The organism is Klebsiella quasivariicola, from assembly GCF_002269255.1.
GTDB classification, from domain to species: Bacteria; Pseudomonadota; Gammaproteobacteria; order Enterobacterales; family Enterobacteriaceae; genus Klebsiella; species Klebsiella quasivariicola.
The window spans coordinates 894,227-920,027 of sequence record NZ_CP022823.1; the positions used below are offsets into that span (position 1 = coordinate 894,227).

Annotated in this window: 27 protein-coding genes and 1 pseudogene; 8 read left to right on the top strand and 20 right to left on the bottom strand. The window is 56.2% G+C overall.

The window, feature by feature from the left end; all coding sequences use genetic code 11:
- Positions 1-61 precede the first annotated feature (61 nt).
- From B8P98_RS04550 to B8P98_RS04605, 12 genes and pseudogenes are all read right to left on the bottom strand, one after another.
- A pseudogene (locus tag B8P98_RS04550) lies at positions 62-235 on the bottom strand (EAL domain-containing protein); the annotation flags it as partial.
- 16 nt (positions 236-251) lie between these two features.
- A complete protein-coding gene (locus B8P98_RS04555) occupies positions 252-1,157 on the bottom strand; it encodes a fimbrial protein (protein WP_032416394.1) in 906 nt (301 codons plus the stop codon).
- A 17-nt stretch (positions 1,158-1,174) separates the two neighbouring features.
- Positions 1,175-1,660, bottom strand: coding sequence for a type 1 fimbrial minor subunit FimG (gene fimG / locus B8P98_RS04560; RefSeq protein ID WP_165931852.1), 486 nt, complete (start codon positions 1,658-1,660; stop codon positions 1,175-1,177).
- A gap of 27 nt (positions 1,661-1,687) precedes the next feature.
- Positions 1,688-2,215 (bottom strand): type 1 fimbrial adaptor subunit FimF, encoded by a 528-nt coding sequence (gene fimF / locus B8P98_RS04565; protein ID WP_157738381.1) that lies wholly within the window; start codon positions 2,213-2,215, stop codon positions 1,688-1,690.
- 10 nt (positions 2,216-2,225) lie between these two features.
- Positions 2,226-4,838, bottom strand: a complete 2,613-nt coding sequence (locus B8P98_RS04570; protein WP_095032780.1) for a fimbrial biogenesis usher protein — start codon at positions 4,836-4,838, stop codon at positions 2,226-2,228.
- An 81-nt stretch (positions 4,839-4,919) separates the two neighbouring features.
- Positions 4,920-5,624, bottom strand: coding sequence for a fimbria/pilus periplasmic chaperone (locus B8P98_RS04575; RefSeq protein WP_025714768.1), 705 nt, complete (start codon positions 5,622-5,624; stop codon positions 4,920-4,922).
- Positions 5,625-5,673: 49 nt separating this feature from the next.
- Complete coding sequence (fimI, locus tag B8P98_RS04580; RefSeq protein WP_025714769.1) at positions 5,674-6,210, bottom strand: type 1 fimbrial minor subunit FimI; 537 nt, start codon at positions 6,208-6,210, stop codon at positions 5,674-5,676.
- A 70-nt stretch (positions 6,211-6,280) separates the two neighbouring features.
- A complete protein-coding gene (gene fimA / locus B8P98_RS04585) occupies positions 6,281-6,829 on the bottom strand; it encodes a type 1 fimbrial major subunit FimA (RefSeq protein ID WP_025714770.1) in 549 nt (182 codons plus the stop codon).
- A gap of 480 nt (positions 6,830-7,309) precedes the next feature.
- Positions 7,310-7,918 (bottom strand): type 1 fimbria switch DNA invertase FimE, encoded by a 609-nt coding sequence (gene fimE, locus B8P98_RS04590; protein ID WP_025714771.1) that lies wholly within the window; start codon positions 7,916-7,918, stop codon positions 7,310-7,312.
- Between the two features lie 463 nt (positions 7,919-8,381).
- Positions 8,382-8,987 (bottom strand): type 1 fimbria switch DNA invertase FimB, encoded by a 606-nt coding sequence (gene fimB, locus B8P98_RS04595; RefSeq protein ID WP_025714772.1) that lies wholly within the window; start codon positions 8,985-8,987, stop codon positions 8,382-8,384.
- A 150-nt stretch (positions 8,988-9,137) separates the two neighbouring features.
- The gene (locus tag B8P98_RS31860; RefSeq protein ID WP_042930031.1) at positions 9,138-9,386 is read right to left on the bottom strand and encodes a hypothetical protein; all 249 of its coding nucleotides are present in this window, start codon (positions 9,384-9,386) and stop codon (positions 9,138-9,140) included.
- A 400-nt stretch (positions 9,387-9,786) separates the two neighbouring features.
- The gene (locus tag B8P98_RS04605) at positions 9,787-10,032 is read right to left on the bottom strand and encodes a hypothetical protein (protein WP_095032782.1); all 246 of its coding nucleotides are present in this window, start codon (positions 10,030-10,032) and stop codon (positions 9,787-9,789) included.
- Between the two features lie 395 nt (positions 10,033-10,427).
- Between B8P98_RS04605 and B8P98_RS04610 the strand changes: the two genes are divergently transcribed.
- Positions 10,428-11,384 carry a nickel/cobalt transporter gene (locus B8P98_RS04610; protein ID WP_080897133.1) on the top strand — a complete coding sequence of 319 codons (957 nt, stop codon included), beginning with the start codon at positions 10,428-10,430 and terminating at the stop codon, positions 11,382-11,384.
- Here the strand turns inward: B8P98_RS04610 and B8P98_RS04615 are convergent.
- A complete protein-coding gene (locus B8P98_RS04615; RefSeq protein ID WP_080897048.1) occupies positions 11,381-11,887 on the bottom strand; it encodes a MarR family winged helix-turn-helix transcriptional regulator in 507 nt (168 codons plus the stop codon). The genes B8P98_RS04610 and B8P98_RS04615 overlap by 4 nt on opposite strands.
- Before the next feature lie 81 nt (positions 11,888-11,968).
- Here B8P98_RS04615 and B8P98_RS04620 point away from each other — a divergent pair, with 81 nt between their 5' ends.
- A complete protein-coding gene (locus tag B8P98_RS04620) occupies positions 11,969-12,865 on the top strand; it encodes an EamA family transporter (protein ID WP_025714826.1) in 897 nt (298 codons plus the stop codon).
- 95 nt (positions 12,866-12,960) lie between these two features.
- On the opposite strand, the gene B8P98_RS04625 is transcribed toward B8P98_RS04620, so the two are convergent.
- A complete protein-coding gene (locus tag B8P98_RS04625; RefSeq protein WP_002916131.1) occupies positions 12,961-13,170 on the bottom strand; it encodes a YdgH/BhsA/McbA family protein in 210 nt (69 codons plus the stop codon).
- 709 nt (positions 13,171-13,879) lie between these two features.
- Here B8P98_RS04625 and B8P98_RS04630 point away from each other — a divergent pair.
- The 5 genes from B8P98_RS04630 to mrkF all read left to right on the top strand — a co-directional run bounded on the left by B8P98_RS04630 (position 13,880) and on the right by mrkF (position 19,418).
- The gene (locus tag B8P98_RS04630; RefSeq protein ID WP_095032783.1) at positions 13,880-14,488 is read left to right on the top strand and encodes a fimbrial protein; all 609 of its coding nucleotides are present in this window, start codon (positions 13,880-13,882) and stop codon (positions 14,486-14,488) included.
- 95 nt (positions 14,489-14,583) lie between these two features.
- Entirely contained in the window at positions 14,584-15,285 is a 702-nt protein-coding gene (gene mrkB, locus B8P98_RS04635; protein WP_025711262.1) for a type 3 fimbria chaperone MrkB, read from the top strand.
- An 11-nt stretch (positions 15,286-15,296) separates the two neighbouring features.
- Positions 15,297-17,783, top strand: a complete 2,487-nt coding sequence (mrkC, locus tag B8P98_RS04640; RefSeq protein WP_080897050.1) for a type 3 fimbria usher protein MrkC — start codon at positions 15,297-15,299, stop codon at positions 17,781-17,783.
- Complete coding sequence (gene mrkD, locus B8P98_RS04645; protein WP_080924653.1) at positions 17,774-18,769, top strand: type 3 fimbria adhesin subunit MrkD; 996 nt, start codon at positions 17,774-17,776, stop codon at positions 18,767-18,769. Before mrkC ends, mrkD begins: the two co-directional genes overlap by 10 nt.
- A 13-nt stretch (positions 18,770-18,782) precedes the next feature.
- Entirely contained in the window at positions 18,783-19,418 is a 636-nt protein-coding gene (gene mrkF / locus B8P98_RS04650; RefSeq protein ID WP_095032784.1) for a type 3 fimbria minor subunit MrkF, read from the top strand.
- A gap of 33 nt (positions 19,419-19,451) precedes the next feature.
- Here mrkF and mrkJ read toward each other — a convergent pair whose 3' ends face one another.
- The 6 genes from mrkJ to B8P98_RS04680 all read right to left on the bottom strand — a co-directional run bounded on the left by mrkJ (position 19,452) and on the right by B8P98_RS04680 (position 24,799).
- Positions 19,452-20,168 (bottom strand): cyclic-di-GMP phosphodiesterase MrkJ, encoded by a 717-nt coding sequence (mrkJ, locus tag B8P98_RS04655; protein WP_080897052.1) that lies wholly within the window; start codon positions 20,166-20,168, stop codon positions 19,452-19,454.
- A 142-nt stretch (positions 20,169-20,310) separates the two neighbouring features.
- Positions 20,311-20,895, bottom strand: coding sequence for a transcriptional regulator MrkI (gene mrkI / locus B8P98_RS04660; protein WP_025711267.1), 585 nt, complete (start codon positions 20,893-20,895; stop codon positions 20,311-20,313).
- A gap of 5 nt (positions 20,896-20,900) precedes the next feature.
- Entirely contained in the window at positions 20,901-21,605 is a 705-nt protein-coding gene (gene mrkH / locus B8P98_RS04665; RefSeq protein WP_095032785.1) for a transcriptional activator MrkH, read from the bottom strand.
- A 381-nt stretch (positions 21,606-21,986) separates the two neighbouring features.
- On the bottom strand, positions 21,987-22,808 hold the full coding sequence (locus B8P98_RS04670; RefSeq protein WP_227676554.1) for an oxidoreductase: 822 nt from the start codon (positions 22,806-22,808) through the stop codon (positions 21,987-21,989).
- Positions 22,809-22,984: 176 nt separating this feature from the next.
- Complete coding sequence (locus B8P98_RS04675) at positions 22,985-24,214, bottom strand: amino acid permease (protein WP_095032786.1); 1,230 nt, start codon at positions 24,212-24,214, stop codon at positions 22,985-22,987.
- Positions 24,215-24,337: 123 nt separating this feature from the next.
- Positions 24,338-24,799, bottom strand: a complete 462-nt coding sequence (locus B8P98_RS04680) for a multidrug/biocide efflux PACE transporter (protein ID WP_025711271.1) — start codon at positions 24,797-24,799, stop codon at positions 24,338-24,340.
- A gap of 102 nt (positions 24,800-24,901) precedes the next feature.
- Here B8P98_RS04680 and B8P98_RS04685 point away from each other — a divergent pair, with 102 nt between their 5' ends.
- Positions 24,902-25,765 (top strand): LysR family transcriptional regulator, encoded by an 864-nt coding sequence (locus B8P98_RS04685; RefSeq protein ID WP_025711272.1) that lies wholly within the window; start codon positions 24,902-24,904, stop codon positions 25,763-25,765.
- Positions 25,766-25,801: the final 36 nt, after the last annotated feature.

A 25,801-nucleotide genomic window follows, 5' to 3' on the forward strand; every position in this document is an offset into this window, starting at 1 on the left:
GGTGCGCTTTTCTCTCGCCAGCCAAACCACGCCTTTAGTCACTCATTGCTTCCCCTCATGCCTGTTCAAACGCCGACAGTGAGTGTGCGGATGTGCGCGGGAAGCGGGGGGCCGGATGCGGATGATATTCCACCCGTTTTTTCATCCTGGCCAGCCGCTGGGTATAGCGCGTTTTCTGGCTTAATCCGAGACGTTGGGCCTGCTCGCCTGTCGTCTGCCCTTGCAGCAGGGCGAGAGGATATAGTCGCTCATCATTGATAGACAAAGGTGATGCCGATGATCGACTGTACGTTGCCGGCGGTGACCTGGCCTGTGGTCCGGGCATAGGTGGCCGTCAGGCCGAGGTTGACCGGCGAGGTACCGACGGTGCCCAGCGAGACCGTGCTGTTCGCCGGCACGGCGCTGCCGTTGCGCGTCAGCTGAACGCCGATCCCCTGCGCCGGCGAGGCGGAGGCGGTATTGGTGAAGATCGCGTTGGCGCTATCCGCGGTGGTGCCGGAGAGGTAATACCCCAGCTGCTGGCTCTGCGCGCAGTGGACGGTGAGCGGCACGGCCATTGAGCCCGGGTAGTCAGGGAGGGTGACGGTGACATCGCGGGCGGAGACATCGCAGCCGCCGGTGGGGACCACCACGTCGTTATTGGCGTAGATGTTCCAGATGAACTGGAAGGAGTCACTATTGTAGTTGTTGGTCTGATGCAGGATCAGCACCGCGATCAGCGATCCTGCGGTGATCGCCACCCCGCCGGCAGTGCTGACCGGCGTCAGATACAGGACCGTGGGCCAGGGTTTATCGGTCCGTGAATCGTAAATCACCCGCGCCGTTTCCGTAGTGGTCGGGAACGGGTAAGAGGTGCCGTTATACTTCACGGTACCGGAGAAACTCGACAGCACGCCGCCATAGGCGGATCCGCGCTGCAGGGTCACGTAGTCGGTGATCGTTTCCGGATAGTCGTTATGGCAAAAAATCTGCGTGGAGAGGTCGACCACCAGGTTTTGCCCGACGTTCACCGCCGGGGTCAGGTTAACGTAGACGTTGGCTGACCCGCCGCCGATGGGGATCGTTGCCCCGGTGGCCGTTTTGCAGGCAAAGGACCAGGCGTTCATCGACCAGCCCAGCAGCAGCAGGGTAGTGAACAGGGGGATAATTTTTTTCATCATGATGCTCTCCTGGCTCAGGCGTAGGTATAGGTGACGTTAATCACCGCCTGAATGGTGCCTTGCGTGGCGCCGCCGTTGACGGACAACGCCCTGACCTGCAGCGGGAAGCGAGCGGACTGGCTGGCCTCATCCACCTGTACCGACTGACTGCTGCCATTGTTCAGCGTGGTGCCGTCCTCGCTCTGCAGTTCGAGCTGAATATTGCCCGCCGTGCCCTGGTTTTTGTAATAGCCGGTGCTGTCCGCTGTGCCGCTGAAGGTGGCTTTCACCCGTGAAGTACCCACGGGGCAGTTGCTCAGATCCAGCGCCACGCTGTGCCAGGCCGATGTCGAGCCCGCGGCGATCAGGCTAAAGGTATAGAGATCGCCCAGCTCGACGGTAGCGTTGACGGTGGAGACCGTGCAGGGTTTGGCCACCACCTTGCCGTTGACGGTGAGGGTGACGTCGGCCGCCCGCAGGGAAGCGCTTGCGGTTAACAGGCCGGCCAGCAGCCAGCCCACGTGGGTCCATTTCATTTCCGCCTCCGCTTACTGAAATTCCAGGGTGAATGTCGCTGTCGCATTGACATGCCCGGCGGTGACGGGCACCTGAGTGGCCATCAGCCGGGCGTAAAAGTTGAGGATGTTGGTCTGGCCCGGGGTCAGCGTGGTCCAGGACATGGCTGACGACGGCGCATTGACCGGCAGCCGGGACTGCTGCTGGTCGAGAATTTCCACCCCCATTCCCGCCGCCGCCGAGGCGCCGGCATCGAGTTTTAACAGGCTGGTGTTAACGCTGTCCGCCACGCCGGTGAAGCCGACCTTCACCGCGGTGACGGAAGTGCCGCAGGGCGACAGCACGATGCGGAACGGCACCGGCGGCGTCGTTGCCCCGACGGCATAAAACTGCTTCGCGGCGTTATCCTGAAAATCGACGGTGAAGTCTTTCGACTCCCCGGCTACCGCGCAGGCGTTGTCGCGCACATAGCCGCTGATGGTGATCGTGCTATCGGCGGCAAGCGCAGCTGGTGTGGCGAGGGTGAACAGGGCGCCCAGCAGATACTGCAGTGTTCTCATCATGATCTCCTTAGCGGCACGCGACCGACAGCTGACTGAGCGCCTGCTGTTGGCTCTCCGGCGGCAGACGATAATCGGCCACGCACTGGGCGTCCGGGCCATCGCCCCATTTCACCCGCACTTTGCCCGCCAGCGGCATTCCGCTCAGGTAGACCTGGCCGTTGTCCGCGACGATGCTGCCGCTCTGGTTGCTGTCGCCGGTGGCGAGGGCGCCAAACGGCACCGGTTTACCGCGATGGGTCAGCGTCATCAGGATCTTCATCCCCACCTGCGCGTTAAAGCTGGCGCGGACGATCGCCCCATGGGTGGGCACCACGCTAACCACCGCATCGTCAAGGTCGACATTGTCCGCCAGGGTGTTGGTATCCAGCGCGACCCGGTTTTCGCGATACTCAGTGGCATAAGGCAGGACGGCATACCCGCGCCAGTCGGTGCGAACCCCGGTTTGATTTTCCACTTTCACGCCGCCGGCGCCGGGGGCTTTTACCAGCACCACGGTGTCGTTCAGCGGCTGGCTCAGGGTGATGCCGTTGGCGTGCGCCAGCACGCCGCCGCTCACCCCGTAGTAGAGCTGCTTAAAGCCGTCGCTGCGGCTGTAGCCGACGTTGGCATTGCCGTAGCCGCCGCGGTAGTTGAGAGCGGTGTAGCCTGTGCTGCCGCTGTCGCCGTTGCCGCCGCCCGCATAGCCGGTCTGCACGCTATAGCTGAGGTTGTTGTCTTCCAGCAGGGTGCCGTACAGGCCCGCCAGGTTAGTCATGCGGCCATTGAGATCGTGCGACAGGCTGTAGCTGGCGCTGGCGTGCCGCCAGACCGAGCGGCTGTCGGAACGCAGCCAGTGGCTGAAGGGGATATTGACGTTGATCGCCAGCATCTGATCGCGTCCCTGCTGCCAGGCGTTTTTCGTCAGGCTGTAGCTCAGCGACCAGTTGATATCGTCTACGGCGGCGTTGAGCCCGGCCTGCAGCTGCTCATCGGCATCGTCGGTGCCCCAGTAGGTCTGGTGGCTACCGCTGAGATAGAGGGTGGCGGTGCGCCCCAGCTGCTGGGTCACGCTCAGCTGCACCTTGCCGCGCTTGCTGTAAGCCAGATTGTAGTAGTCGGTAAATTTGGGTTTTACCTGAATAACGCCGTCCTGGGTTTCCACACTGTAGCCGCTCATTCGGCGGTAGGTGGTATCGGCAAAGTTATAGTAGCCGCGGGTGGAGTAGCGGTAGCCCACCAGCTGCAGGTTGGTGCCGGTCTCATCCAGGGATTTGTTATAGAGAAAACGCACCGACTGCCCCTGATGCTCGCTGTCGTCGGGCAGCGTGGCGTTGGCCTGGGTGACATCCAGCGACAGGGCGCCGAAATAGCCCATATTTTTCCCCACGCCGAGGTTAAAGGCGCGATAGCGGTCCGCCAGCTGGGTGCCGCCGTACAGGGTCCAGCCTGCCGGCAGGCCATGCATGGCCGTGCCCTGGAAAAAATCGGGCGTTTCCTGCTGGCTGTTGCCGCTGCGGTACTCTCCGGCGGTGAGGGCGAAGCGGGTATGGCTTTCGCGCTGAAGAACCGGCACCGTTGACCAGGGCATGCTGAAGACCTGGCGGGAGCCATCCGCTTCTTTGATCGTGACCTGCAGATCGCCGCCATTGCCCGCAGCGTAGAGATCGTCGATGGTAAACGGCCCCGGCGGCACCGTGCTCTGGTAGATTTCATAGCCGTTTTGCCGGATTGACACCTGCGCCGTGCCGCGGGCGATCCCGTGGATCACCGGCGCGAAGCCTTTCTGGCTGTCCGGTAGCATATTGTCGTCCGAGGCCAGCTGGGCGCCGCGGAAGTTGATCCCGTCGAAAACATCGCCGTTGGTGTAGCTATCCCCGAGGGTGAGCCGCGAACGCAGCGGCGTGATGTCCCGCTCAAGCCAGCTGTTAACGTGCTGCCAGCGGTTCTCATTGGAGGACGCGCTGCCGCCGCTGCTGTAGCTCCAGGTGCTGTTATCGCGCAGACGCCAGGCGCCCAGGTTTAAGCCACTCTGCAGATTCAGATAGGCGTAACGGCTGCTGCCGCCCGTGGTGTTATGGACGTTATTGCCCGTGAAGTTATAGTTAATCAGCCCGGCGGTGATACCGTTATCCCACAGCTCCGGCGGAATATAGCCGCGCGCATGGTTGCCCATAAATGCCTGGGGTACGGTGAGGTACAGGCGCTGCTGGCCGACGTCGAAGCGCGTGGTGGCTTCGCTGATAAGCGTGGTCAGCGGTACGCAGGCGGTGCTGTCCAGCGTCGCCATGCCCGCAACCCGCCCGGTATCCACCCCCATGCTCGCCAGCTGGCCGCGCGTCAGGCAGGGCGACAGACCATGGCCCTGGGCATCGGCCTGGAAAGTGACGTCCCGGGTGGTCATAAAACCATTATTGAGATAAATATCGACGCGATAGGTGCCTGGCGGCACCTCCTGACCTTTTTCAAATCCCGACAGGTCAGCCACCGCCGCCGGATCGTCAGCTAAAAAGCGCGGGTTAAAATAGAGGTCCGCCCGCGCGGCAAACGGCTGTGAGCAGAGCCACAGCGCCAGCGCCGGAGATACCAGGCGCCGGGCAGCTCGGCAACCTAAATGATCCAGTCCATATTTTCGATGTGACATTATCCCTCCGGTCCGACGTTGCCCGGCTGTCAGTGCTTCTGGTCATGCGCAGCGTGTCCCGCGCGGCGGGGCGCTTCTGGGTTAGCGCAGCACGCCATTCATTTTCGGCGTCAGCGCGCCGTAATCATTAATCGTGCGATAGGTGATGGTGTTCCCGGCATCCGCGGGGAGCTTGACGCTGGTTTTGCCCATCGGCGGCACGAGGGCGTTTTCCAGAATGCGCGTCCCGGCGTTCAGTTCGGTCACCGTCAGGTAATAGGGGGTGGGGTTCGTCAGCGTCAGCGACGATCCGCTGCGGCTAAAGGTCAGCTTTTCCGCCGCCTGATCCGGAGGCAGGGCCAGTTTTCCCGGACGGTAGTAGAGCTTGATGCGGCTGATAATCGCCAGCTGCAGGGTATTGTCGCTGAGCTTTGATTTATCCATTGAGGGGATCGCCTTCACGTTCATCCAGAACAAGCTTTCCCGATCCTGCGGCAGCTGGTTATTGGTGGCGTCGATAATGCGCAGGGTGTTCTCTTTTTTGCCCTGCATGGCAAACAGCGGAGGAGTGATGACAAACCGACCGTCTCGCTGACCATCGGCATTTTCCACCCATGACTGAATAAGCCAGGTGCTGTTGTCATCATTATTGGTCACCGCCAGCTGGACCTGTTTCTGTCCTGCCGGATAGATAACCCGGGTTGCGCCGAGCGCGACGCCCGCCTGCGCGCTGGCGCTCAACGCACCGGCGACGAAAAGCACACATCCCGCCAGTATGCCGCGTGTCGTCGTTGCCATTTTTCTCACGTTTTCTCCTTGTCTGCTCACCGTGTTGTCCTGTTTGTCTGCGGATTAATTACTGATAGGTCAATGAGAACCAGGCCTGGGCGTTGGCCGCGCCGCCGGTCACCTGGCGTCCGGTCGCCCGATATTTGGCGACAAAATTTAGCGTTGTTGGTCCACGGTAGAGCGATACCCAGCGGTCGGGTGGACGATTGAGCGGCAGCTGCTGGCCCTGACTGTCGAACAACGCAATGCCAATCCCGCTGGCGATCCCCGGGCCTTCGCCCACCGAGAGCACATCGGGATTTTTACCATCAGCCACGCCGTGAAATGCCACGCCCACATGCTGGCTGACCGCCGTACTGCAATCCTGTAAATGAATCGCGAAAGGGATTGGGTTGCTGTCTTCGCCGACAGCATGAAATCGATTACTGCTGATCTGCCCCAGATTGACCGTCATCTGCCGATCGCCGGCTTCGACCCGGCAGGAACTCGCCATTATCAGGCCCTGAAAACGCATGCTGCCCCCCGGCAGCGTGACGTTCCACTGATTGCCGGCCAGCGCCAGCGGAGGCAGTAACAGCAGCAGACCAGATTTCATTCCCTGCATCGTTTCACTCCGGTTGAAAATAGAGAGCGGGCCCTCCTGGCCCGAATGGCTTCCCTGCCAGACTCGGGTCTTACTCGTACTGCACTTTGAACGTGGCGTCCGCGTTCGCTATACCCGCCGTCGCTGCGCCGGTCGCGTAGTAACGCGCCTGGAACGGGATGATGTTGGTGCCGTCATTCAGCGTGGTCGCGGCGCTGAAGGTGGCGCCGTCCAGCGCCAGCGGTGTGCCGGTGTTGTCGAGGATCTGCACGCCGACGTTAGTCGCGCCGCCAGCGGCAGAGTTTTGCAGGGCCAGAACGGTGGTATTGGTGCTGTCGATAGCCGTACCCGAGAAGGCGACAGAGGCTTTGGTCGCTACGGTGGTGTCGCAGTCATCCAGCTGGATGTTAAAACCAACGGAGGAGCTGGTGCTCCCTGCCGTGGCCAGCTTCGCGGAACGCACCTGGCCTAACTGGACGGTTTGATCGATAGAGCCGGCATCCACTGCACAGGCCGCATTGACGACTTCTCCTTTAAAATGCACGGTTCCGCCGTTGACCGTGGTGGTATCGGCCAGAGCTGCTGCGGAGCTCAGTGACAGGGCTGACACAACAATCATTGCCAGTGTTTTGATTTTCATACTGTTTTCCTTTGAACGATGTCGAAATAACGAACCGGATTGGCAGCCGTTGTGCCTTCCAGGCATTTCAGATTTCAGCCGAGTCGTCAGGCTGCCGGCTCTGCACAGTTTTCGCCCAATCGATGAGACAATTGGGGCCATTTTGACTCGTTGGCATAAGTGGCCTGTTTTAAGTTTGTCTATGGCGTTTTTATGGAATAAAACGCCTAAAAGTAATCTTTTAACGGATGTATTGTCTGAAGCGGTTGGCCGGGGGGAGAAAGGAAGAGTGATGGCGCGGGCGGCGGATCGCCGGTGCGGCAGAAATCTGGTAAGAGAAAAGTGAGTAATCTCAGGTTTAAAAGTGGATAATAATCAATTGGATATGATTTTTTCTGCAGAAATATGGCGCAGTGAGTTGCAAAATATGTCAAAACATTTTTATGATATAAACAGTTTGGCCCCAATTGACCTGTTCGTCATTTATTTAATGATTTAAAATCAATCAGTTAATTCATTTTTCGTTTTTGGCTCTTTTTCCTCTAAAAGATTATTTCTTTCCCATATTCCAGCGAAACGTGCCGCATTACTGGCGGTGTAGCGTACCGTGTGACGAATATTACGATGTCCCAGATAATCCTGTATCAAACGGGTATCTGTCCCTCTTTCCGCCAGTTCGTAGCCGCAGGCGTGACGCAGCATATGGGGGTGGGTGTGCGTGACGGTGCCCGCATTTTCGCCGGCGGAGCGAATAATACGATACGCCTGCTGGCGGGAGAGCGCTGTACCGCGACGGGAAATAAACAGCGCGTCAGTTTTGTTCGCCGCTTTCCAGCCGGCACGGACCAGACTCCAGCGCTCAATCGCCTCGCGCTCATCAAAGCGCAGCGGATGAATCGTCGAAAAACCATTCTTTAACCGCCGTACATTAACCCGCCCTTCATGCAGGTCCAGATCGTGATAATGCAGATCCAGCAGTTCGCTGATGCGCATGCCATGGCGAAAGGCCAGCAGGATGAGGCAGTAGTCCCGTTCGCCGGTGGGGCCCTGACGAGCGGCCTGCATCATGGCCTGAACTTCTTTGGCGGTAAGAAAACGACGTCGATTCACAATAGTTGCTCCTGGAAAATAGGTATGAGTGACCGTCACAGCGAAGCCATACGCTATGACGAAAAGGATCGGTAATGCTAAAACGGTACAGGGTGAAGATGATTAATCACGAATTGATAACACATTATATTGACAGACACTAAAAATATCGCCGGGCGATAATTCTTAATTTTAAAGATTTTAATCGTCGGCTCAATAGCATCTGCACGGGTTAGTGCCAGGTGTATAAAATGAAAGGATATTTTGATGGTCAGTCGCCATTAAAGACAACGATGCGAAAATTCTCTCCTGCAATTAATACCCGAGCCTATTCCTGAATAAGCGCAGGGTTATATTAACTCTCAGACATAAGGATTAAATAAGAACTTGTGGGAACAGTAATCCTAATTAACAGAGGGTTAATAATAAGGGATACTTTAATTGATCGGCCGATCGCGATACAACGCCATCCGTGGCGTCAATGCTATTGGATCAGCGACGATCGCTGTTTGTCACGGGTATTGTCCCAGATGCCATAGAAGCGTCCCGCATTACTGGCGGTATACCAGACGGTGTGGCGGATATTGCGATGCCCGAGATAATCCTGAATCAAGCGGGTATCGATCCCCATATTCGCCAGCGCAAAGCCACAGGAGTGCCGCAGCATGTGCGGGTGGATCTCCAGCGGCAGCCCCGCCAGTCCCCCTGAGGAGGCGATAATCTGATAAAACTGCTGGCGGGAGAGGGGATTACCTTTGCGGGAGAGAAACAGCCATTCGCTGGCGGCCTGCGGCCAGCTGCTGCGAATGGCCAGCCAGCGCTTTAGGGCGTGGATCTCTTTATCCAGCAACGGGTGGGTGGTCGAAAACCCTTTTTTTAGCCGATGGATGTAAACACATCGGGCAGCAAGGTCGATATCCGATATTCGTAGACGGCAGATCTCACTGGCGCGTAGACCATGGATGAAGCACAGTAATGTCAGGCAATAATTACGTGCAGCATAAGGACCGGTATCGGCCGCTTTAAGTAAAGACTCGATTTCATTCTGAGTCAGGAAGTTCCTTTTTTTTATATCGGCGTTATTCGTCATGGTTTTCCCTTTTATTGCAGGCATATTTTGCGCTTTCCGGGCCTGCGTCAGGTCATTGTTAAATTTGACTGCCTTTTTATTTTGAAACAGCGTGGTGATAACGTTTTAATTTGCTACGAACATGAGCGGTATCATGGGCTATCTCCATCGCTAACGATAAGAGGCCGCAATCTGAAGGGTAAAGAAAGGGTGAGCTGGCTGAACAGATGAATTTTTCCTGGGGGTTTCCACGTCCTGTACATCCCTGATCCTCTTGATGATGCCCGCATGTTGATGAAGGCACGGGCTTCCGGCCACGGCAAGGCGGCTATCAATGCCGTCGTGATTTATTGCCTGTCTGCTGGGCAACGTCAACCCAGTAAACCAGCCTCCCGCACCGACAACCTTCGGGAATGGCATGAGAAATTTCTCAGACAAAATACAACCTTAAGTCGTCTGGATAGCATTCACTGCAAAACTACAACAGCAATTAAACCATACTGCAAAAAGCCTGGTGATAATAGCATTGTCTGTAATAGGGCGCTTTACGCCCTATTTCAATGGGTAAGCTTAAGCTGGGGCGTGCGGTGAATGAGATTATAACCGTCACAGTCAGCGTCAGCAGGGAGATAGCAATGGGGGGAAGAAGAGAACAGGTTAGTGTTGCTATAGGGTCTGACGGTTGGCTGGAATGCCCGCTTGCCTGTTAAGAATAAGCTGCATGCCAGGAACGTCAGGTTGGCGATGGAAGTATCAGGGGAGAATTAACGGCTTCGGCGCGGGAAGGACTCACATCCAGGATACGCCGAAGCCTGCCGGTTCACCATTTTTCGTCACGTGCCTCCTGGCGACCTTCACGGCGATTTTCCCGTTTATCATGACGACAGCTGGCGTTGCTTTGATTGTTATTGCGGACGCATTCCTGTTTGGTATCACGACCTTGTTCGCGACTATCCTGGCGGATATCGCGGGCGTCCTGGCGTTTGTCGCCACGCCAGGTGGCGTGTGCGGCAAGCGAGGGTATCAGTAGCGTAATGCAGACCAGGGTAAGTAAGCCTCTTTTCATGGGAGTGGTCCTGTTGAAAAGCACCATAAATAAATAGCAGTTAAAGAATATTCTTGCCGGACGCGCTGCATAATAAATGACAAAAAATGCCCGGACAGAAATAACTTATTTATTTTTATCTGTAATTTTGCGCGTCAATTTTCGTTTTACAGGGTATGGGTAAGCGCTAACCAATAACTCATTAAAAGAGATGTCAAGGGTATGCTGAAGATATTGCGGCATTTTGCGCTAACATGGTGTAGAGAAGGCAGCGACCGGTAGATAATGCGGAGCCTGTGACTATGAACAGTCATGTGAAAAGCTGCGATAAATTCCCCGCCCTTCAGAGCAGACACATCGTTCGCCTGATGTGAAGTTGCCATCAGGCGGTTTACGTTTTCTACAATGGCATAATGATGACGACTCCGATTCAGCACCGCGACTGGCGCCTGCTGGCGGCCGGGAGCGGCGGTCTTCTGCTGCTGGCCGCAGGCATCACCTTGCACAGCCACTGGGGCGACTTTCTCCAGTGGTGTCTCGCCACGCAAATTACCCTGCATCGCTACCTGGTGATGTACCTTCTGTTGTTGAACAACCATCAATATAGCGGCGGCGTCTGGCTGCTGGTGGGCGCTTTTCTCTATGGTGTGCTGCACGCCATCGGACCGGGACACGGCAAGTTTATCGTGACGACCTACCTCAGCACCAATCAGGAGAGCCTGACGGCGGCGCGGGTAGTGCCCTTTCTCGGCAGCTTGTTGCAAGGGGTCACTGCGATACTCTTCGTCTTTATTCTTGCGGTGGGGCTGAATCTGGCCGCCGGCGATCTTAGCGCCAGCCGCTGGTACGTCGAGAAGATCAGCGCCCTGACCATCGGCGCCTTTGGGGCTTATGTTATCTTTCGCGCTCTGCAAAGCCTGTGGCCGGCAAAACAGGTGATTCGCCGCCTGACGCCAGCGCATCAGCATGACGCCTCGTGCGGCTGCGGCCATCACGGCGTGGGGCAGGATCTGCAGGGCGCTGACTGGAAGACGCGCCTTGGCGTGGTGCTGGCTATCGGCGCCCGGCCCTGCAGCGGGGCGATCATGATCCTGTTATTTGCCAACGCGCTGGGGATTGTCAGCTGGGGCATCGCCGCAGTGATGACCATGGCGCTGGGCACCGGACTTTCGATCCTTGGTCTGTCGCTGCTGGTCCACTATGCGCGTCATCGAACGGTCAAGCGGCTGACCACGACTCACCGCCCGCGGCCCTGGCTGGTGCCGCTGGTGAAGATCCTCGGCGGTCTGGCTCTGATCCTCTTTGCCGTGGGGTTGTTTTTCACCGTGGTGCCGATCAGCGCCAACGGCGACTTTATTGCGGCGGGCTGTTAGCCCGTTTCCAGCAGGCGCATCAACACCCGCAGCGCCTGATCCAGCTGCTGGCGTTCGCTGTCGCTGAGTCCTGCCAGCAGCTGTCGTTCGTTGTCGACATGGCTCTCCACTGCCCGATCGATCCGCTCGCGTCCGACCGGCGTCAGGGCGACCAGCATACTGCGGGCGTCCTCCGGGTTCGGCAGGCGGGTAATAAACCCGCGTTTCTCCAGCGCCTTTAAACGATGAGTCATGGTGCCGGAGGTGATCATCAGCGTCGAGAAGAGCTGAGTCGGTGAGAGAATGAAAGGCGCCCCGGCACGGCGCAGCGTCGCCAGCATGTCAAACTCCCAGCGCACCAGATCGTGACGCGTGAAGGCCACTTCCACCTGCGGCTCCAGCAGCATGGCGCATCGTTTCAGACGGCCAATTGGTCCCATCGGGCTGCAGTCCAGATCGGGTCGCTCCCGCTGCCACTGGGCGAGAATGCGATCAACGGCGTCGTTCAGCGGTGATTTGTCCATCAGTGCTCACTTGTCTTGATATCAAGATACATTGCGGTACATACTTCCGTCACCAATTTACCTTGAAGTGAAGATAAAATCATGGCATTTCTCACGCGTAGTTTGATGCTCGACTTACTGCTGACGGCGCTGGCGCCCGCTATCTGGGGAACGACCTACATCGTCACCTCCCAGTTTCTTCCCCCGGATCGACCCTTTATCGCTGCGCTGTTGCGGGTGTTGCCGGCAGGAATCGCTCTGCTGATCTGGAGCCGCCGCTTTCCACAGCGCGGCGAATGGGTAAAGCTTATCGTCACCGGTATTTTAAACATCGGCGCTTTTCAGGCGCTGCTGTTTATCGCCGCCTATCGCTTACCCGGCGGGTTGGCGGCGGTGATTGGCGCGATCCAGCCGCTGCTGGTGATGCTCCTCGCCTGGTGCGTAGACCGGCAGCGTTCGCCCTGGCTGGCGGTGTTCTCCGCCATCGCCGGTATACTCGGTATGGCCATGCTGCTGCTGTCGCCGCACACCGTCCTCGACCCGCTGGGTATCGGCGCGGCGTTTCTCGGCGCGATCAGTATGGCGCTGGGCACCTGGCTTTCCCGCCGCTGGGCGCTCTCCTTGCCGATTGTCGCGTTGACCGGCTGGCAGCTGGCGATCGGTGGGGTGGTACTGGCCCCGGTGGCGCTGATCGTTGATCCTCCTCTGCATCAGGTGACCGCGCTGCAGGTTGCAGGCTATCTGTGGCTGTGCGTGGCGGGTGCGATGCTGGCCTATGGTCTGTGGTTCCGGGGAATTGGTCGCCTCTCGCCGGTGGCGGTGTCGGCGATGAGTCTGCTGAGCCCGGTGACCGCCGTGGTGCTGGGATGGATATTTCTGGGACAAACGATCCAGGGGATGGCGCTGGTGGGACTGATCGTGGTGCTGGCGAGCGTGTTGTCTATCCAGCGCGCGCTGGCGCGCCAGGCGGCGGGAGCAAAAACGAAAAAAGCCCCATAACGGGGCTCGACATTGCTGTGTGCGGGGTGGGCGGCGGGAGCCAGACCAGCCACCCGCAGGCGGCCTGTCCGGCAGCTCCCTCTGCAACCATTCGCTTATTTAGACAGCTCGGCGGTCATATGGACCTGGTTGCCGGTGTACGCTTCGGTGATGTGATAGGAAGCACCTTGTTCTTTCGCAATGGTTGCGATTTTCGCTTCTGCGCTATCCAGGGTGTCAGCAGTGACGCTCACCGGGTGAGCGAAGCTAGCGAAAGAAACCAGAGAGAGCATACCGGCAGCGGCGAGTAATTTTACGTTTTTCATGGTGTTTATCCTTTTAACTTTTATGGTGGAAAGCGTGTTTGCTTTCGATGGGCTTATAATAAGTCTGCTAACTATAACATGCGTTGCAAAAAGTGCGATTTAGATCACGTTTTTATGGCGGGTGGATGATGAGGATAGATGTGTCGTTATGTTTTTTGATTTAAAAACAATGAATTACTGATGGTGTTGTGAAAGAGATATCACGCGGTTTGCTCGCGTTCACGGGAAGGAATGCGCCTCATTTACCCCTATATCATTCATTGAATGAATTTATTGATGTTATTTTCCGCGCCGTCAGGGCGGATTCGGACTTATCGCGATGGCGCCCGGGCGGCCTTTTCGGCAGCATGATCCGCTACATTCCTCCCTTACGCCGGCGTTAGGCATCCTGCGCTGTAAACAACCGCTGTCTCGTTTTCATCTATCAATAATCATTTATTAATAGCCTAAGGTTGTTTGTTATATATCTTAATGAAACGTGAACAAATGTATATTTATCGGCGAATGAATAGCATTCTTTGACGCCGATAGTTCCAGCGAACTTATATTTTTTAGGTTCGTTACCTGACGCCTTAAATATTGCGGCTCCCGCGGTCAGTCGAAGATTCTATTAGCAGTGGCATAAATCAGCATCGCCTGATGTTTCTGGTTCTATGCGAATTCACAGTGTGCTCATTGATTCGTAATTCACTCTGACAAGGAAATGGCAATGAAAAAGGTTCTTCTCTCTGCAGCAATGGCAACCGCGTTTTTTGGCATGACTGCTGCTCATGCAGCTGATACCAATGTTGGCGGCGGCCAGGTTAATTTCTTCGGTAAAGTTACCGACGTATCTTGTACTGTTTCCGTTAACGGCCAGGGTAGCGATGCGAATGTGTACCTGTCTCCGGTAACCCTGACGGAAGTTAAAGCGGCAACAGCGGACACTTACCTGAAACCGAAATCCTTCACCATTGATGTCTCTAACTGCCAGGCTGCAAACGGTGACAAACAGGATGACGTAAGCAAACTGGGCGTGAACTGGACCGGTGGTAACCTGCTGGCTAGCGCAAGCGGCAAGCAGCTGGGCTACCTGGCGAACACCGAAGCTGCCGGCGCGCAGAACATCCAGCTGGTGCTGTCTACTGACGACGCTACCGCGCTGACCAACAAAATCATCCCGGGCGACAGCACTCAGCCGAAAGCGGTTGGCGATGCTTCTGCTGTAGCCGATGGCGCACGCTTCACCTACTACGTTGGTTATGCCACCAGCACGCCGAACACTGTAACCACCGGTGTGGTCAACAGCTACGCGACTTACGAAATTACTTACCAGTAATTCCGCCAGAAAATAAAACTGCCCCGCCACGGGGCAGTTAATAACAATAATAAAGCGGCGATGACCGCCGCTTCTATTTTTATTCTGAGGTCAGCATGAAGCGTATTGCCCTTTTTTTCTGTTTCATTTTTAGTTTTGCGGCCCATGCCAACAATATTATTGTTAACGGTACCCGCTTTATTTATCCAGGAAATGAAAAAGAAATAACGGTACAGCTTTCAAATAACGCCGACCGTCCGGCGCTGGCGCAGGCCTGGCTGGATAATGGCGATGCCGACGCGACGCCGGATACCATTACCACCCCGTTTATTATCACTCCGCCGATCTCGCGCGTTGACGCCAAAAGTGGCCAGACGTTGCGTATTAAACTCGGCAGCAATGCCGGCCTGGCAAAAGATAAAGAGACGCTGTGGTGGCTGAACTTGCTGGAAATCCCACCGGTGGTGGCCGATCAGAAAAATGAAGGCCAGAACGTGCTACAGCTGGCGATCCGTTCCCGCTTTAAATTTATCTACCGGCCTGCCGGGTTAGGCAACCGCGATGCGGCGGCTGAGAAGCTGGTTCTGACCGCCAACGGCAGTAGTCTCGCCATCAATAACCCGTCGCCGTTCTACATTACCGTCAGCCGTATCTCCCGCAACGGCGGCAAAGCCCTGAACAGCAAAACCGTGATGCTGGCGCCGCAGTCCAGCCAGACGGTAGCGCTGTCGTCCGCTGTCAACCGCGGTGAAACCTTGACCGTTAACAACATTAATGACTATGGCGCCGATGTCGCAGTGAAAGTGGCCGTTAAATAAGGGAAACGCTAATGAAGCAGAGGTCATTCTGCCCGGGAAGATTAAGTACCGCGATCGCCCTCGCGCTGTGCTGCTTTCCGCCATTTTCCAGCGGACAGGAAAACCCGGGAACGGTATATCAATTTAACGACGGCTTTATTGTCGGCAGTCGCGAAAAGGTCGACCTGTCGCGCTTTTCGACCAGCGCAATTAGCGAAGGCACATACTCCCTTGATGTCTACACCAACGACGAGTGGAAAGGGCGCTACGATCTGCGCATCGCGCGCGACAAAGACGGTCAACTCGGCGTCTGCTACACCAAAGCCATGCTGGCGCAGTACGGCATCGCAGCGGAAAAGCTCAATCCACAGCTCAGCGAGCAGGAAGGCTACTGCGGTAGCCTCAAATCCTGGCGCAACGAAGAAAACGTCAAAGACAACCTGGTCCAGTCCTCTTTGCGCCTGAACATCTCGGTGCCGCAGATCTATGAAGATCAACGACTGAAAAACTATGTCAGCCCGGAGTTCTGGGATAAAGGCATTACCGCGCTTAATCTTGGCTGGATGGCCAACGCCTGGAATAGCCACACCTCTTCGGTCGGCGGATCGGATAACAGCAGCGCCTATCTGGGCGTTAACGCGGGTCTGTCGTGGGACGGCTGGCTGCTAAAGCACATCGGTAACCTGAACTGGCAGCAGCAGCAGGGTAAAGCGCACTGGAACAGCAACCAGACCTATCTCCAGCGCCCCATTCCGCAGATCAACTCCATCGTCAGCGGCGGGCAGATTTTTACCAATGGTGAATTTTTCGACACTATCGGTCTGCGCGGGGTCAACCTTTCTACCGATGACAATATGTTCCCGGACGGCATGCGCTCCTATGCCCCGGAAATTCGCGGCGTGGCGCAGAGCAACGCCCTCGTCACCGTGCGCCAGGGCAGCAACATCATCTATCAGACCACCGTCCCGCCAGGGCCATTCACCCTGCAGGATGTCTATCCATCCGGCTATGGCAGTGACCTTGAGGTCTCGGTAAAAGAGGCGGATGGCTCGGTGGAAGTGTTTAGCGTACCTTACGCTTCCGTTGCCCAGCTGCTGCGCCCGGGAATGACCCGCTACGCCCTCTCTGCCGGTAAAGTGGACGACAGCGCTCTGCGCAACAAACCAATGCTCTACCAGGCCACCTGGCAGCATGGTCTCAACAACCTGCTGACCGGCTACACCGGGGTTACCGGCTTCGACGATTATCAGGCCTTCCTGGTGGGGACCGGGATGAACACCGGCATCGGTGCGCTCTCCTTTGACGTAACCCATTCGCGGCTGAAAAGCGATACCTATGATGAATCGGGCCAGAGCTATCGCGCGACCTTTAACCGCATGTTTACCGATACCCAGACCAGCATCGTGCTGGCGGCGTATCGCTACTCGACGAAAGGCTATTACAACCTCAACGACGCGCTGTATGCCGTCGATCAGGAAAAAAACAGCCGCAGCAACTACACCCTGTGGCGGCAGAAAAACGGCATGACCTTCACCGTGAACCAGAACCTGCCGGACGGCTGGGGCGGGTTTTATCTCAGCGGTCGCGTCTCCGATTACTGGAACCGTTCCGGAACCGAGAAGCAGTACCAGGTCAGCTACAACAATTCGTTTGGTCGTCTCTCCTGGTCGGCGAGCGCCCAGCGCGTCTATACGCCGGATAGCTCCGGTCATCGTCGCGACGATCGTATTTCACTCAACTTCAGCTACCCGCTGTGGTTTGGTGACAACCGCACTGCCAACCTGACATCGAATACTTCGTTCAACAACTCGCGTTTTGCCAGTTCGCAGATCGGCATCAACGGTTCGCTGGACCGTGAAAACAACCTCAACTACGGCGTGTCCACCACGACCGCCACCGGTGGTCAGCACGATGTGGCGCTCAACGGCAGCTACCGTACGCCATGGACCACGCTCAACGGCAGTTACAGCCAGGGCGAAGGCTATCGTCAGAGCGGTATCGGCGCCAGCGGGACAATGATTGCCCACAGCGGCGGCGTGGTGCTCTCGCCGGAAAGCGGTTCGACGATGGCGCTGATTGAGGCCAAAGACGCGGCCGGCGCGATGCTCCCTGGTTCGCCGGGCACCCGCGTGGACAGCAATGGCTACGCCATCCTGCCGTATCTGCGCCCGTACCGGATTAACGCCGTTGAAATCGACCCGAAAGGCAGCCATGACGACGTGGCATTCGATCGCACCGTGGCGCAGGTTGTGCCGTGGGAAGGCAGCGTAGTGAAGGTGGCGTTTGGTACCACGGTGCAGAACAACCTTACTCTGCAGGCGCGTCAGGCAAACCATGAACCGCTGCCGTTCGCCGCGAGTATTTTCTCTCCTGAGGGCAAAGAGATCGGCGTCGTTGGCCAGGGCAGCATGATGTTTATCAGCGATGCGAACGCCAAACGCGCGATTGTGAAGTGGAGCGGCGGGCAGTGTTCGGTGGATCTGGGACCGCAAACAACAAAGGATAGCGTATGTCGCTGAGGAAATTACTAACGCTTTTTATCGTCTTAATGGCGCTGGGAACCACCTCGTCCTGGGCCGTCTGTACGCGTCTCTCTTCGCCAACGGTGATGCTGGACATGGTGGTGGGCAGGGTGGTGGTGCCCCCGGATCTGCCGGTGGGATCGGTGATCCTCACCCGCGACTGGACGATGAGCGCCCCCGGCGGCGCGAGCTATCGCTGTACCTCCGGCACCAACCGCTTTGCGGCGAAGATTGTTGCGCCAGGGGCCACGGACCTCGGCAATAAAATCTATTCCACCAACGTGCCGGGTATCGGCATGCGTTTCAGCCGCGGCGGCGCGACGGTCAATATCGTCTATCCCGACGTCTTTTCGTCTCGGGTATCGGGTACTACCAGCTATTCGCTGGAGGGGTCGCGCTTTACGCTGGAGATAATCAAAACCGCAGCAACCACCGGCAGCGGCACCCTGGCGACGGGAAAATACACCTCCTATGACTGGGAGAGCGGCGGTAACCCGATCCTCGAAACCTACCTGAGCGCCAACGCCATCACCGTGGTCTCGCCCTCCTGTACGGTGATGAGCGGCAAGAATATGAATGTCGATGTGGGCTCCATCCGGCGCAGCGATCTGAAAGGCGTGGGAACCACCGCGGGCGGGAAAGATTTTAATATCGATCTGCAGTGCAGCGGCGGCCTGAGTGAAACCGGGTATGCCAACATCAGCACCTCGTTCTCCGGCACTTTGGCTACCAGCACGACGGCGACCATGGGCGCCTTGCTGAATGAAAAGGCCGGTAGCGGCATGGCGAAAGGTGTCGGTATCCAGGTGCTGAAGGATGGATCGCCCTTGCAGTTCAATAAGAAATACACCGTCGGCCGCCTGAATAACCAGGAAACACGCTACATCACCATACCGCTGCATGCGCGTTTTTATCAGTATGGCCCGACGACCAGTACTGGTGAGGTGGAGTCGCATATGATCTTTAACCTGACGTACGATTAATACGGGAGGGGGAATGAAGGGATTGCCGAAACACACTATCGCGTGGCTGCTGTTTTGTGGCAGCCTCGCCGCCCCCTCGGCGTGGGGTTTTGAGACCAACTATGACCGCGGACGTGTCGATTTTGCCGGTCGGGTAACGGATATCTCCTGTAGCGTCGCGCTGAATGGCGGTCAGCATGCCGGCAGCGGCAATGTCTGGCTGGCCCCGGTCAGCCTGGCGGAAGTGCACGATCGCGGGGCCGGGGCATTTATGAAGCCGCAGTCGTTTACCCTGGCGCTGTCAAATTGCCAGTTGCGCCATGATGGGGGCGCCGCCTCGCAGGATGAAGTGCGCCGGGTCAGCGTGCGCTGGATTGACGGTTTTTTACTGACGGCGGTCGGCAACGAGAATGCGGGCTATCTGGCCAATACCTTGCCTGATGGTGCGCAGAATATTTATCTGGCGCTATCGACCAACGATAATAATACGCTGGATAAGAGTAATAAAATTGTCCCAGCGGACCCGCAGCAAAATCAGGTGCGTTTGCAGGAAAGCGCGGTCAGCGGCGGCCTGTTTACCTATTATGTTGGCTATGTTTCGCCCACGCCAAAAAGCGCCACCAGCGGGCCGATTACCAGCTGGGCAACGTGGGAATTAGTTTATAATTAAGTGACGTTAAAAAGCCGGGAATTCCCGGCTTTGTTACATGGCAATATCGTCTGCGACCAGTTGTTCAATACTGACTTCCTGCCAGTAATGTCCCTGAATAGCAAACCACTCCATTCCCTGCAGCCATTCTTTATGGGCTTCGCTTTCGACACCTTCAATAATCACATTATGCTGGTTGCGCGATAAAAAGGTTACCAGCGCATCCATCAACTGACGGCCGGATTCTTTACGCATCAGGTGCCAGAAAAAATCCTTATCAATTTTCACATAGTCAAAATGATAACCGCGAATAGCATTAATCCCCGCGTAGCCGGAGCCGAAGTCGTCGAGCCACAGGGAGGTATCCTGTGGATTCTGCCAGGCGGCAAGAGAATTATGTAGCAGATTCTCGGCGTTTTCGGTCACCTCAAAATGGACGCAGGTCAGGCCGGCAACTTTGGCTTTTATTTCCTGCTGCCGCAACAGGTTCAGGATATGGTCATCAACGTTAATTGTTGCGGAAATATGGTTACGTAAAAACCATGCTTTATGCTTTTCAATCAGCGCCAGTTGTTCGAGAAAAATACGTTCACGAACGGCGGCAGTGGCATGGCGGAAAAAATCTTCGGGAGAAACAGAAAGATTATCAAAGCGGCTTAAACATTCAACCGCGACCAGGGTACCTTGCGGGGAAAACATTTTCTGAAAGACGTAGCGTACAGCGATATCATTACGAGATAAAATGTTGTCTTCGGATATTTTAGTGTTCATTATCCCTCATCAAGAGGTTAGTCAGACAATAGGCAGAGGATACATTAATTATAGGCTACCTGAGGATTAATGGGAATGCCGGAAAATGTAAATCAGCAGCGAATAAGAACGCTTGCTCCGCGACTGATTTACTTTATCAACATTAACATTGATGCAGAGCGGCAATACGCTGATTCATGGTACGGGAATTCTCGATGCCTAACTTTTGCATGATATGGATTCGGTGGCTATGAACCGTTTTATGGGCAATACCAAGCAGGGCCGCAATCCGTTTATTATTATTGTTGGCAATCAAGAGTTCCAGGATCTGACATTCGCGTTGCGACAGCTGTTTGCGCAATCGCTGCGGCGGCAGTTGATTGACGCCGCTCGCGCGCTGGATGATAGAGGAAAACAGAGTGAGTGGTGATTTTTCACTAATAATCATCGCATTATCAATCTTTATCAACTCCCTGCATAGCCCGGCAATCTCGCTTTTTACCACCAGCACCGGCTGCTGGCAGCGCAGCAGGGAAAAGCGCAGCGTATTCAACAAGCCCACCAGTCTGATGACAGAAATATCCTTATTGATTAAATTGAAAATAACCGTCTGTGCGACCGGAGTATGATTCCCGTGTAGAAAATCCTCATAACCCAGGCGGGAGGCATTTTCATAGCTATCAATAAGGTAGTGATAGATTGAGTGACCAATGAGATTATCATTGGTGTACAACAATATACTTTCCAAGGTTATCACATTCTCTTTTTGCGCTTGGCTTCTAAGATCAAGTCCAGCAGTATCTTCTCTATTCTGCGTTGGTCGTCGAGATGACGAAACTTAAACTGACAGGATATCTGATAGTAACTTTCGCTCTCTTCCTGCGTGTTATCCAGGGTGATAACAATGACATTCTTCACCACCAGGTCGATGGTGATCTCGCCATATTCCGCCAGCATCAGTACGGCGTTTTTCAGCAACGCGTTATGGCTGAGAAATTTCAGATTTGGCGTCTTGGTTATCAATGCGCAACCGCCGTCAGAAATGTCTTTGATATCGAAAAGATAGTTTTCGCCATTCTTATGGCGGCCGCGACAATAAAAGTCATGCTCATGGCGTAAACGAAAGCGGGGATCCCGACGACGCTGTACCACCTGCAGGCATTCAGGCAATGAAAAAGCGTAGCGGATACCTTTATCTACACCGCTATTGTCATGTTTTGTCAGGGTTGCATTAAACTCTATTTTCCCTGAATCGCTATGCAGGAGAAAGCGAGTTTTATGGCCTGACGGGATTTTGCGATGGGTCTGAATATGAAACTCGGCAAAATCCACGCGCGTCAGTTGGGTAATGATACTGGTGTTGTTAAAAAATATTTCAATTTCAGTACGTTTGCGCAACTCCTCGCGGAAAATAGCAATAATTTCATACTTACTGGTCTTTATCGTTCCCTCTGTCATGTGCATCCCTTGTAAATAGTTGTGATGAAGCGTTTGAATTTTTCTTATAGCAATAGCAACATTCTGATGGGGTTGATCAGATGTTTTTATGAGCGTTTGATGTTATTGACTATCTTTGCAGCCAGATTGATTTGTATAAACTTGGAATTCGATATTGTGTTTCCTGTAATCAAGAGTTTCCAATTTTGGTCATGACAAAAACGACAACGGCCTCCAAGCTGGAGACCGGTCGAAGGATAAAAACTTTAGATTGATTATCGGGGAGGATGAGAAAAGATCGTCGATCACGCCCCATTTGTAGGATCTATAGTGCCAGCAGTGTTGGGGTTTTTCCAGGCAAATATTAAGGAGGGATGCGGTCCCTCCGTTTCGCCTGGTGGGTCAGGGGCGCGGACTGGCGGCAATATTATCCAGAGTGCGCAGAGCCTCCGCCGGCAGGGCCAGCTCGGCGGCGGCAATATTTTCCGCCAGGTGCGCCCGGGATGAGGTGCCGGGGATCAGCAATATATTTGGCGCGCGCTGGAGCAGCCACGCCAGCGCGACCTGCATTGGCGTCGCCTCAAGCGAGGCCGCGACGTCGTTCAGCTCCTGCGCCTGCAGTGGCGTAAAACCGCCCAGCGGGAAGAAGGGCACCCAGGCGATGTGCTGGGCGGCGAGGGCGTCCACCAGCGCGTCGTCGGCGCGATGGGCGATGTTATACAGGTTTTGCACGCAGACGATGGGGGTCATTTTCTGCGCATCGGCGACCTGTTTCGCCGTCACGTTGCTCAGGCCGATGTGACGGATCAATCCCCGCTCTTTCAGCTCCAGCAGCGTGGCGAGCGGCGCCTCCAGCGATCCCTCCACCGGGCCGTGGGGGCTGAACATACTGCGCAGGTTTACCACCTCCAGCACGTCGAGCCCCAGATGGCGCAAATTATCCTCGACGGCCTGGGTCAGTTCGCCAGGGGACATCGCCGGCAGCCAGTTGCCCTTCTCGTCGCGGCGCGCGCTGACCTTCGTGACAATGCACAGATCGTCCGGGTAAGGATGGAGCGCTTTGCGGATCAGCTGATTGGTAATATGCGGGCCGTAAAAATCAGAGGTATCGATATGGTTGACTCCGGCCTCGACGGCAGCCTGCAGCACGCGAACAGCCTCCTCAGGATCTTTCGGCGGGCCGAAGACGCCGGGGCCGGCCAGCTGCATCGCGCCATAACCCAACCGATAAACCTAGCGATCGCCGAGCGTGCCGCGACCGGATAAGGTGACACTGGACATACGAACTCTCCTCACGGTGGCTAAGCCGTAAGTGTAATCCGCTCAGGGGACAGGGAAGGGCGAGAATATTGTCAGAATGTGCGACAGCGGCTCAGGCAAGCCGCTGTCGCCAGAGGCGATCAGCCGAAGAACATCACGGAGACGCAGAGCAGGCCGACCGCCAGCGTAATGGCGTTACCCACCGAGCGGTACGGCTTCAGCGCCGGAATAAGCCAGGTCGACAGCGTGGGCATGATAAACAGGATCATGGCGATAAGCGGCCCGCTGATGGCGTAGATCATGGAGATGGCGTTCGGGTTGATAAAGCACACCGCAAAGGTGAAAGCGGAAACAATCAGGATCGACATCGCGCGGTTGAAGGCGCGGCTCTTGCGCACGCCTAACAGTCCCAGCGAGCTTTTGACGATTTCGCTGGCGCCTTCAATCACCCCGAAGTAGGTGCCGAGAAACGATTTAGACATGGCGACCACCGCGACGATGATGCCAGTCACCGCCAGCCAGCCCGGTGCGCCCGGCACCATCGACAGGGCGGAGAGGATGGTCACCCCCTGATCGCGGGCGGTCTCAATATACGTTGCCGGGATCGCCAGCAGGCAGCTGAAAACAAAAAACAGCACGCTGGCGCAGATGATGGTGTAGGCCACCTTCATGATTTTTTTGCATTTACCCATGGCCAGGTCGCCGTGTTTCTCCTGCTGGTCGATAGCAAAAGTCGAGATGATCGGCGTATGGCTAAAAGCGAAAACCATCACGGGAATGGAGATCCAGACCTGGTGGAGCGTCTGAGTGCTGAACTGCATCTGGCTGGTGAGATGCTCCGGATGCCAGTTGCGGATTAAATAGAGGGAGAGGAACAGAAAGCAGGCAATAAGCGGGAAAACCAGAAAGCCCATCACCTTGATGGTGACCTGCCGTCCCATGAGAAAGATCAGATTGAGAACCAGCACAACCCCCAGACTCAGCAGCGCGCGCAGCGCAGGCGTTATTGGGGTGTGATGCGCCACCTGTTCGGCCAGCGAGTTGGTGATGGCCACGGCATAGATGAGCACCACCACAAAGAAGGCGAGAAAATAGAGACCGGTGATCAGGTTGCCTATTTTCTTACCATAGTAGTGATTGACCGCGCCGGTGATCCCGGTACCCGGCGCGATATTAGCCGACAGAATAAACTGGCTTAACGCTTTATGGGGCCAGTAAGTGAGCGGCCACGCGACCAGCGCGGTGATGAAAAGGACAATGGCGCCAGCCGAACCCAGTTGGATCGGTAGAAATAGCGTCCCAGCGCCTACTGCAGTGCCATATAAGGCAAAACTCCAAAGAGTTTCTTCTTTAGACCAAATTTTAGACATTATGCGACTTTATCAACCGTCAAACCAAAAAAAAGGAGTGCAATTTACCATATTTATGGTTTGCCTGTTGCGATAGTTTTTGGTGATAAAGTCGCGGCGGATCGCGCAGGATCCGCTCCGGGATTACCCGCGCGCAGCCTGGCGCGGGCGGCGATGACGGATAACGCGCTCGCGCAGCGTGTCCCAGAGCCAGTTAAAGACCATGGTGTAGGGCAGGAAGAAGAGCATAAAGCCGATCTCCAGCATAAACGCCTGCAGCAGCGACACGCCCAGCACAATCGCTACCATGGTGACGCCGATAATGACGAATCCGGTCTCGAAGCCCAGCGCATGCAGCGCACGCACTTTCAGCTGGCGGGGAAAGCGGGAGACCGGCCACAGGCGATCGAAAACCGCGTTGTAAATAATGTTCCATACCATCGCCAGAGTAGCGAGCAGAATGCTCAGCCCACCCATCTCGACCACCGAGCGTTGCATCAGCCAGGCGGCGGTGGGGGCGAGGATCAGCGTCGCCAGCCCTTCGAAGGTGATGGCGTGGATAATACGTTCCATGAGCGTCTTGCGCTGATGTGGGGTCTGTTGCATGGCGAGCTACCTCCAGTTTTAGCCTGAACAGGAAATTACCCGGCATTTTATGGAAAAATATGATAAACAAAAGATAGAATCCATCGATAAAGTAGATACTTCATGCGTTATTCACCGGAAGCCTTAACCGCCTTTGTGGAGGCGGTCGACAGCGGATCGTTCTCCGCCGCCGCCCGCCGCCTGCGCAAAAGCCAGTCGACGATCAGTACCGCCATCGCCAACCTGGAGGCTGACCTCGGCGTGACTCTCTTCGATCGGGCAACGCGCCAGCCGACGCTGACGGCGCAGGGAGAGCAAGTGCTGAGCTATGTTAAAGCGATCCTCGCCGCCAGCGAGCGGCTGGATGAGCTGGCGGTGTCGCTGTCCGGCGAGACGGAGCCGCGGCTGACCTTTGTGCTCTCGGATACCCTGCACCCGGACGTGCTGGAAGATCTGCTGGTGCAGTTTGACCGCCGCTTCCCCCACACCGAGTTTGAGTGTTTGATTGGCGAAGATGAAGATGTCATCGATCTCCTGCAAAAAGCCCGCGCTCAGGTCGGGCTGATTGAGGCGCGGGACCGCTATCCGACCGATATCGGCAGCACCCGCCTGCCGCTGCAGACGGCAATGGGCATTTATGTGGCCCCTGAGCATCCGCTGGCGACGCAGGGCAAGGTCGCCTGGGATGAGCTGCAGAGCTGGCGCGAGCTGCGTTTAAGCACCTTCCTGGCCAGCGCCACGGAGCCGGCAGGCGGTCAGGTCTGGTCGGCGCCGAACTACCTGCTGTTGCTCAGTATGGCGGCGCAGGGATTCGGCTGGTGCATTTTGCCTTGCGCGCTGGTGGCGGAGTTTGCACCGCAGGGCAGGCTGGTGGCGCTTGATATTCCCGGCTGGCCGCGCTCGATTTCGGTCGACCTGCTGTGGAATAAGAAAGCGCCGCCGGGAGCGGCCGGCAGCTGGCTACGTGAGCATCTGCAGCGGCGCTAAGGTTAATGAAAGGATATTTCTTTGTGATTGGCTTCA